Annotated in this window: 6 protein-coding genes; 1 reads left to right on the top strand and 5 read right to left on the bottom strand. The window is 62.9% G+C overall.

Annotated elements, in window-relative coordinates; all coding sequences use genetic code 11:
* Positions 1–109: 109 nt before the first annotated feature.
* Positions 110–2,218, bottom strand: a complete 2,109-nt coding sequence (locus ABD283_RS06710; RefSeq protein ID WP_344224209.1) for a DNA gyrase/topoisomerase IV subunit B — start codon at positions 2,216–2,218, stop codon at positions 110–112.
* 231 nt (positions 2,219–2,449) lie between these two features.
* On the opposite strand from ABD283_RS06710, the gene ABD283_RS06705 reads away from it, so the two are divergent.
* The gene (locus tag ABD283_RS06705) at positions 2,450–2,653 is read left to right on the top strand and encodes a DUF7455 domain-containing protein (RefSeq protein WP_344224208.1); all 204 of its coding nucleotides are present in this window, start codon (positions 2,450–2,452) and stop codon (positions 2,651–2,653) included.
* 99 nt (positions 2,654–2,752) lie between these two features.
* On the opposite strand, the gene ABD283_RS06700 is transcribed toward ABD283_RS06705, so the two are convergent.
* The 4 genes from ABD283_RS06700 to ABD283_RS06685 all read right to left on the bottom strand — a co-directional run bounded on the left by ABD283_RS06700 (position 2,753) and on the right by ABD283_RS06685 (position 8,068).
* Positions 2,753–3,439 carry a ubiquinone/menaquinone biosynthesis methyltransferase gene (locus ABD283_RS06700; protein WP_344224207.1) on the bottom strand — a complete coding sequence of 229 codons (687 nt, stop codon included), beginning with the start codon at positions 3,437–3,439 and terminating at the stop codon, positions 2,753–2,755.
* Between the two features lie 32 nt (positions 3,440–3,471).
* Positions 3,472–5,079: an RNA polymerase sigma factor gene (locus tag ABD283_RS06695; protein WP_344224206.1), complete on the bottom strand. Its 1,608-nt coding sequence runs from the start codon at positions 5,077–5,079 to the stop codon at positions 3,472–3,474.
* Positions 5,080–5,240: 161 nt separating this feature from the next.
* Positions 5,241–6,620 carry a DUF4192 family protein gene (locus ABD283_RS06690; RefSeq protein WP_344224205.1) on the bottom strand — a complete coding sequence of 460 codons (1,380 nt, stop codon included), beginning with the start codon at positions 6,618–6,620 and terminating at the stop codon, positions 5,241–5,243.
* Between the two features lie 149 nt (positions 6,621–6,769).
* A complete protein-coding gene (locus tag ABD283_RS06685; protein ID WP_344224204.1) occupies positions 6,770–8,068 on the bottom strand; it encodes an MFS transporter in 1,299 nt (432 codons plus the stop codon).
* Between the last annotated feature and the right edge of the window lie 3 nt (positions 8,069–8,071).

The following is an 8,071-nucleotide window of genomic DNA, read 5'->3' as shown; positions in this document are numbered from 1 at the left end:
AAGATTCGGGGCGCCGTTCCTCGGTCAGACCTCTGCAGCTCGGTCGGCCCGGGTTTGTTCCTAGCTCACTGTTGCGCAGCTTTCGCGCCGCTGTGCCACGCCCGGTAGGTCAGGCGTCGATGCGGTCCTGATCCAACTGCGCGGCACCCGCCACAATGAAGTCCTTGCGGGGCGCCACCTGGGAGCCCATCAGCAATGAGAAGGCCTGCTCGGCAGCCTCTGCGTCCGCAACTCGCACCCTGCGCAGGACGCGGTGGCGGATGTCCATGGTGGTTTCTGCCAGCTGGTCCGCGTCCATTTCACCCAGGCCCTTGTAGCGCTGAATCGGTTCCTTGTAACGGCGGTCCTGCTCTTCCAGGCTGCCCAGCAGGGTTTCCAGTTCGCGTTCCGAATAGGTGTACACCATTTCATTGGCCTTGGAGCCGGGGTTGATGATCTCCACCCGGTGCAGCGGCGGAACGGCCGCGTAGACCCGGCCGGCTTCCACGAGCGGGCGCATATAGCGGTAGAAGAGCGTGAGCAGCAGGGTACGGATGTGGGCGCCGTCCACGTCAGCATCGGTCATCATGATGACCTTGCCGTACCGGGCGGCGTCCACGTCGAAGCTACGACCCGAACCGGCCCCGATCACCTGGATCAGCGCAGCGCACTCGGTGTTGGCGAGCATATCCGTGATGGACGCCTTCTGAACGTTGAGGATCTTGCCTCGGATGGGCAGCAGCGCCTGATAGTTGGAGTTGCGGGCCAAGCGAGCGGTGCCAAGGGCCGAGTCACCCTCCACGATGAACAACTCGGAACGGCCCACGTCCGAGGAGCGGCATTCGACAAGCTTGGTGGGCATGGAGGAGGTCTCCAGTGCGTTCTTACGCCGCTGGGTCTCCTTGTGCACACGTGCCGAGATGCGGGACTTCATTTCCGCGGCCACTTTGTCCAGCACCTGGCTGGCCTGGGCCTTGTCATCGCGTTTCTTGGACGTGAACTGCTTGGTCAGCTGAGATTCGACCACCTTGGTGACGATCTGACGCACCGCCGGAGTACCCAGTACCTCCTTGGTCTGCCCCTCGAACTGAGGTTCTGCCAGCCGCACGGTCAGCACAGCGGTGAGACCGGCCAGGACATCGTCCTTCTCGAGCTTGTCGTTGCCCACCTTGAGCTTGCGGGCATTGGCCTCCACCTGCTTGCGGATGGTCTTGAGCAGCGCCGCTTCGAAGCCGGACAGGTGTGTGCCGCCCTTGGGCGTGGAGATGATGTTCACGAACGAACGCACGGTGGTGTCGTAACCGACACCCCAGCGCAGAGCGACGTCCACCTCGCACACGCGCTCAACGTCCTGGAGCCGTGCGTGCCCGGAGTCGTTGAGCACCGGAACACGTTCGGTGAAACTTCCCTGTCCCTGCAACCGCCACACATCGGTGACCGGCGCGTCGATGGCCAGGAATTCTGCGAACTCCGAAATGCCGCCGTCGTACTGGAACACCTCGGTGTGCGGGCCGGTCTCCCCCGGGGTTCCCGCGAGCAGCCGTTCATCGCGCACGGTGATCTGCAGCCCCGGGATCAGGAATGCCGTCTGCCGAGCCCTGCGCACGAGTTCCTCCGTGGAGAACTTGGCGTCCGGGGTAAAGATTTGTTCATCCGCCCAGTACCGAATTCGTGTCCCCGTGACACCGCGCTTGGCCTTGCCCACGATCTGCAGTTCAGAATTGTCCGTGAAAGCCTCGAAGGGAGCGCTCGGGGTCGGCGCGCCCTTATCGGTGAAGATCCCGGGTTCACCGCGTTTAAAGGACATCTGGTAGGTCTTGCCACCGCGGTCCACCTGAACGTCCAAACGTGAGGACAACGCGTTGACAACGGATGCGCCCACGCCGTGCAGACCGCCCGACGCGGTGTACGAACCGCCGCCGAACTTACCGCCGGCATGCAGCTTGGTGAAGACAACCTCCACACCGGTCAATCCGGTGCGTGGTTCCTTATCGATCGGGATGCCGCGGCCGTCGTCGTGGACTTCCACGCAACCGTCCTTGTGCAGGATCACGGTGATGTTCTGCCCGTAACCGGCCAGTGCCTCGTCCACGGAGTTGTCGATGATTTCCCACATGCAGTGCATGAGCCCGCGGGAGTCCGTGGAACCGATGTACATGCCCGGGCGCTTGCGCACCGCTTCGAGGCCTTCCAGTACGGAGAGGTGCCGGGCGTTGTATTCGGAACGAGTGGGTGTCACGGTGATGAATCTCCCGAGAGTCTGGCCCTGAGGCGCGGGTGGGACTCCCCCACTTTAGTCCGGAGGGCTGACATTGTGCGCGGTGGGCGAAACCACTGTCCACGGGGAAGTAATCAGGTCTACCTTTGGTTCTATTGATACGTGCCGCAGTGTTCCTTTTCGAAACCGGCTGCGCACCGCAATAACACCGAATGGTGGAATTGCAGACTTTGTATCCGTAAGGAGGATCCAATGAACGCGACACTCGAGACGCGTGAACTCAACGCGACCGACCGCTGTGACGCTTGCGGCGCCCAGGCATACGTCCGTGTGGTCCTCGAAAGCACCGGCGGACAGCTGCTCTTCTGCGCACACCACGCGCGCAAGAATGAGGACAAGCTGCGCCCGCTGGCTGCCACCTGGCAGGACGAAACGGAGCACCTGGAAGCCTCCTGAGGCAACCACGGCCAACGCAAAGACCGGGGCACGCACCGTACGGTGCGTGCCCCGGTCTTTCGCTATCTCTGCTCACCGGCCCGACGACCGGTCGCAGGATCAGGGCTTGCGGCCCCACATGATCACGTTGGTCCCGAAGTACTTGGTGGACCATTCCACCCCGCAGAAACCCACACGCTCCATGATCTCGGCAACCTCAGCCGGAGACATGAACCCCAACGTGGAGGTCTTGAGGTACGTGTATGCCTGGCGGTCCTTGGCGATGAGCTGGCCCAACAGCGGTAGGACCACGCTCATGCCGGCCGACAGAACCAGCTTGAGAACGCCCCGCGGAGGTGAGGTCTCCAACACCACCACGCGCCCACCCGGCTTGAGCACGCGGAACTGTTCGCGCAGCACCCGTTCCACGTCGCTGACGTTACGCAGCAGATAACCGTGGGTCACGGCATCGAATGATTCATCCTCGAACTGCAACTGGTGGGCGTCCGCGAACTCCCACTCGATGCTTTCGGCGCCCGGTTTCTCCCGAGCCTCCGCCAACATGTTTTCGGAGAAATCCACGCCGTAAATGTCCGCATTCGGGTAACGACGCCGCGCAGCCAGAGCGATCTCGCCCGTGCCGGTAGCGATGTCCAACAGTTTCCCGTTCAGCGCCAGGTCCGCACGCTGGGCAACCTCTCGGCACCACTGCGCGTGTCGGCCCATGGTCATGAGCGAATTGATCCTGTCGTAACTGCGCGTCACTCGATTGAACATGCTCTGGACACGACTGTCCTGAGACGTCATGGAGTAATTCTCATTCACCGTGGCGATCCGGATCAGTCCAGGTAATCCCGCAGCACCTGCGAGCGCGAGGGGTGACGGAGCTTGGACATGGTCTTGGACTCTATCTGGCGAATGCGCTCACGAGTGACACCGTAGACCTTGCCGATTTCGTCCAACGTCTTGGGCTGTCCGTCGGTCAGGCCGAAGCGCATGGCCACTACACCGGCTTCACGTTCGGACAGGGTGTCCAGCACGGAGTGCAGCTGCTCCTGGAGCAGGGTGAAGGATACGGCGTCTGCGGGGACTACGGCCTCGGAGTCCTCGATGAGGTCACCGAATTCGGAGTCGCCGTCCTCACCCAACGGCGTGTGAAGCGAAATGGGCTCGCGGCCGTACTTCTGAACTTCCACGACCTTTTCGGGGGTCATGTCGAGTTCGTTGGCCAACTCCTCCGGGGTGGGTTCGCGACCCAGGTCCTGGAGCATCTGACGCTGCACACGAGCCAGCTTGTTGATGACCTCGACCATATGCACCGGGATACGGATGGTGCGTGCCTGGTCGGCCATGGCGCGGGTGATGGCCTGACGGATCCACCAGGTGGCGTACGTGGAGAACTTGAAGCCCTTGGTGTAGTCGAACTTCTCGACCGCGCGGATCAGGCCCAAGTTGCCTTCCTGGATCAGGTCCAAGAACAACATGCCACGGCCGGTGTAGCGCTTGGCCAGGGACACCACCAGACGGAGGTTGGCCTCGAGCAGGTGATTCTTGGCGCGGCGTCCGTCGTGGATGACCCAGCGGTAGGCCCGGCGGGTCTCGGCGTCCATGGAGTCCTGCTCGTCCGCGAACTTGTGCTCCGCGAACAGACCGGCCTCAATGCGCAGTGCGAGGTCGACCTCTTGCTCCGCGTTCAGCAGGGCGACCTTACCGATCTGCTTGAGGTAGTCCTTGACGGGGTCGGCGGTGGCGCCAGCAGCAATGACCTGCTGTGCAGGGGCGTCGTCATCGTCGTTGGAGGTGAGCACGAACCCGCGGGCGGTCTTGTCCTCGCGGCCCTTCATACGGGGAGCGGACTCCTCGGGGCTGGCCTGGGCCGACTCCTCTTCATCGGAGTCACGCTCGTCCTCGATGGCTTCATCGTGGTTGGTCAGCAACTCGTCATCGGCACCCGCGGTGTCCGCGGAACCGGCAGCCTTCTTACGCCCACGACCGGTGCCCGTTGCCGTAGCGGTCTTCGGTTTGCGCGCCGTGCCCGTAGTCTTAGCGGCCGGCTTGCGGGTACGGGTGGTCTTGGCGGGAGTTGCTTCCGTGTCCTCAACCTCAGCGGCGTCTTCGCTCTTGGCCTGAGCTGCCTTTGCGGCAGCTGCCTTGGTCGCGGATGCCTTGGACGCAGCAGCCTTTGTGGCAGCGCTCTTGGCCGCGGTCGACTTGGTGGCCGTGGTCTTGGAAGCTGTGGACTTCGCGGCGGTGGTCTTCTTAGCCGCGGTCGTCTTCTTTGCCGCCGTGGTCTTTTTCGCGGCGGTTTTCTTGGCCGCCGTGGTCTTCTTTGCCGCACCGCTGGTACTCGCCCGGCCGGTGCTGGCCTGAGTGGTCTTCTGTGCGGAGTCCTGTGACTCCTCAGAGACCGTGGACTCGTTCGCGGTCTTGCTTGCAGCAGGTGACACTGAGAACCTTTCGTTGAACCGGTCGCGAGGTGCATTGCCACCATGTGTGGTCAACACGCCTATGACCCTGTCAAGCCCGGTTTGTCGGCATTGCTGCCGCCTGAGACTTGAAGGGTCCTAGTTGAGCCAACATACATGCCCCCGGTTTTGTTCCCGGTTCATCACAAATATTTTTCATGAGCGTGGCGAGGGTCATTGCGTTTTGCCCACCAACGGTCTCCCGGCCATGCCGTACGCGGGTCCGTGCTCCACCACGGGATGTCTTGAATATCCAAACGACGCCGCACCGTTCGGGCTCCTTCGCGGCCTTCCGCGATCGCATTGCTGCGGTCCAAGAGCCCCATGGCCGTAAATGCGCGGCCCCGGAATACCTCCAGTTGTGCGCGTGCCGAGACCACGTCTGCGTGCACCATTGAGCACCGACGTTCCCTGCCTCGGAAGGCCTCGGCCGATTCAAGACCATGGGTCAGTAACAGGTCCAGCCCCTCAAGGATCCGGTACGCCGCTTCCACCGAGGCCCAGTCCGGAACAGACTCCCATTGGCCCAGAACGGCGTGGGCGCAGCACAGGCCCTCAGCGACGTCCTCGGGCGTGGCGCAGTATTCAATGGCGGGCGCCGGCAGGGACAAGACTTCCCGGAGTGACGCTTGCAATCCCTTGTGTGCCCGAGCGGCCCGCTCCTGGTCCCCGGTCAACCACGAATAGAAGATCGCGTCCCTGGTGATGGTGTGGTTCAAAGCCATGACCAATCGGGCAAGGTGCTGATCCGTCAGGCTCAGCAATGCGGTGGGCCAGTCGGTCCCGCCGGAGTTCATCACGTCGATGGCATCGTGCCAGCGCCGCAGATCTCGTTCGTAACGAGCGGGTGCCTGAAAGTGATAGCTCCACTGGTCATCGACCCACTCGTGATGCGTGCCCTCGTAGGAAGATCCGTGATCCTCCGGCACCTCGTCCTCGGTCGGCCAGATGCCCGGACCCTCGGTCAAATGGTCCAGCGCATCGAGGAACCCCGAAGACCGATGCCTCAGTGCATCCGGCAGCTGCCCCGGTTGATCCGGCGTCAGTTCGTTGAAACAGCTGCCCAGTGACACCATGTGCGCGTTCAACTGGCTGTCCCTGATGCCACTGACCGGTTGAGGTTCGTCGAATCGCTGCAGGTTCCACCAGTGCTCCGGCCCCACCACGAACCCGCCCATGGCGCGCATCCCAGAATCTTCAACGGCCAGCCCGAGCCACGCGGCACGGAAGAAGTCTTCCTCTGGCTGGGACGGCACCGCCGTGTCCGAATACACCACCACGGTCGCCTGATTCACGTGCCCCGTGGTTGCGGTGACCTCGGTGAGTTGCTGGGCATACTCCCCCGGGTCCTCCGCTCCGCTAGGAGTGGGCAGCTTCAGACAAAGTGCGCCTCCGCTGGAGACCGGGATGAAGAGGACAGCACAGTTGCGGGGCTCGTATCCCAGCTGATGCGGAATCAGTGCCAGGAGATCTTCATCGCATCGGATCTTAACTGGCTCTTGCGGATCGTTGAGGAGTGTCATGCCCCTACGGTCCGTGCGAACGGCACGTCCCGTCTCGCGGCGGCGTCGAATTGTGCAGCCCTGGCTTCTCAAGCGTCAGGCGAGCCAGGCTGTGGAGCGCGTGTGCCGCGCTCGGGGCAATGTCTCGCGACCAGGCGATCGACTGGCGATCAAATGGAGTTCGGGCCGTGCACCTTGCGCACCTTCTTGGTGCAGATGAGTACCGCAACGATACCGATAGCGGCAACGATCGCCTGCGCCGCAATGGCGGGGCGGAATGCCTCTGCGTCGTAGAGGGTCGGTGACACGCCCGCCGCGAATTGGAGGTCGAGCACCAGCCCGGTGACGTAGATCGCCGCCAGTGAGGCAATGAAACCGCCCACATTGGCCAATCCAGTGGCGGTGCCCCCTCGACGGGGCGGATTGAAACTCCGCACGATGTCGAAGGCCAGCATGGACGCGGGATAGGACAGCGCCAGCATGCCCACCGCAATGAACACGACCGGGGTGGGCGCCTCGCCGGGCCACAACAACATGAGGGCCCAGCCGCTGTAGATCACCGCGCAGAAACACAGGGCGAGCGCGGAACGATGCTTGGCGAACACGGCACTGAGTTTTCCCACTCCCAGGCTCACGACCACATTGACCACCACGAAAGCGGTCATGACAGCCGAAGCCTGCGTGGCATCCATGCCCTGTGCATTCTGCAAATAGGGATAAGCCCACATCAGTGCGAACGTGTTACCCACGAATTGCACCGCAAAGTGCACCCAGAAACCCAGCTGGGTTCCTGGCTCACGCAGGGATTCCTTGATGGTGGCTCCCACGGTGGCAAAGGAGATGGAGTCGTTGAGAACGTTCACTCCCGGGGGCGCACTGCGCAGCAGAGCGGCGGACAGCACCCCGGACAGCAATGCCAACGCGGCTAACGAGATGAAGGCCGGAACCCAACCGGTTGCGTGCAGCAAAGCGGCAAAGGGAATCACGGAAAAGAGCTGTCCCAAGTTGCCGGTCATGCCGACCACCTGGGAGAGCATCGGTACGCGCATCGCGCTGAACCAGGCTGGGAGCAGGCGCATGACGCACACGAACGTGGCGGCGTCCCCGGCCCCCACAAGGATTCGACCGATCACGCCAGCGGTAACCGACTCCGCTGCCGCGAGCTGCAACTGTCCTATCACCATGCACGCAGCGCCGGCGCTGATGAGAACGCGTGGACCGAAACGATCCACCAGGACACCCACCGGGACCTGCAGCGCCGCGTAGACCAGCACCTGCATCATGGAAAACATCGACAACCCGGCAGCGACCGTCTGGAAGCGGTCTGCGGCCTCCACCGACGCCACGCCGAAACTCGTGCGTTGGGCCACGGCGGAGAAATAGGCGAAGACGCCCACTCCGAAAACAAGCCACGCTGCTCGCGAGTCCTTCCCCTGATCACGGGGTGAAGACATCGGAGTGCGTGGCATGCT

The organism is Kocuria atrinae (assembly GCF_039531425.1).
GTDB lineage: Bacteria > Actinomycetota > Actinomycetes > Actinomycetales > Micrococcaceae > Kocuria > Kocuria atrinae.
The sequence above is the reverse complement of the archived record's forward strand: the minus strand, read 5'-3'. Positions and strand labels throughout refer to the sequence as shown.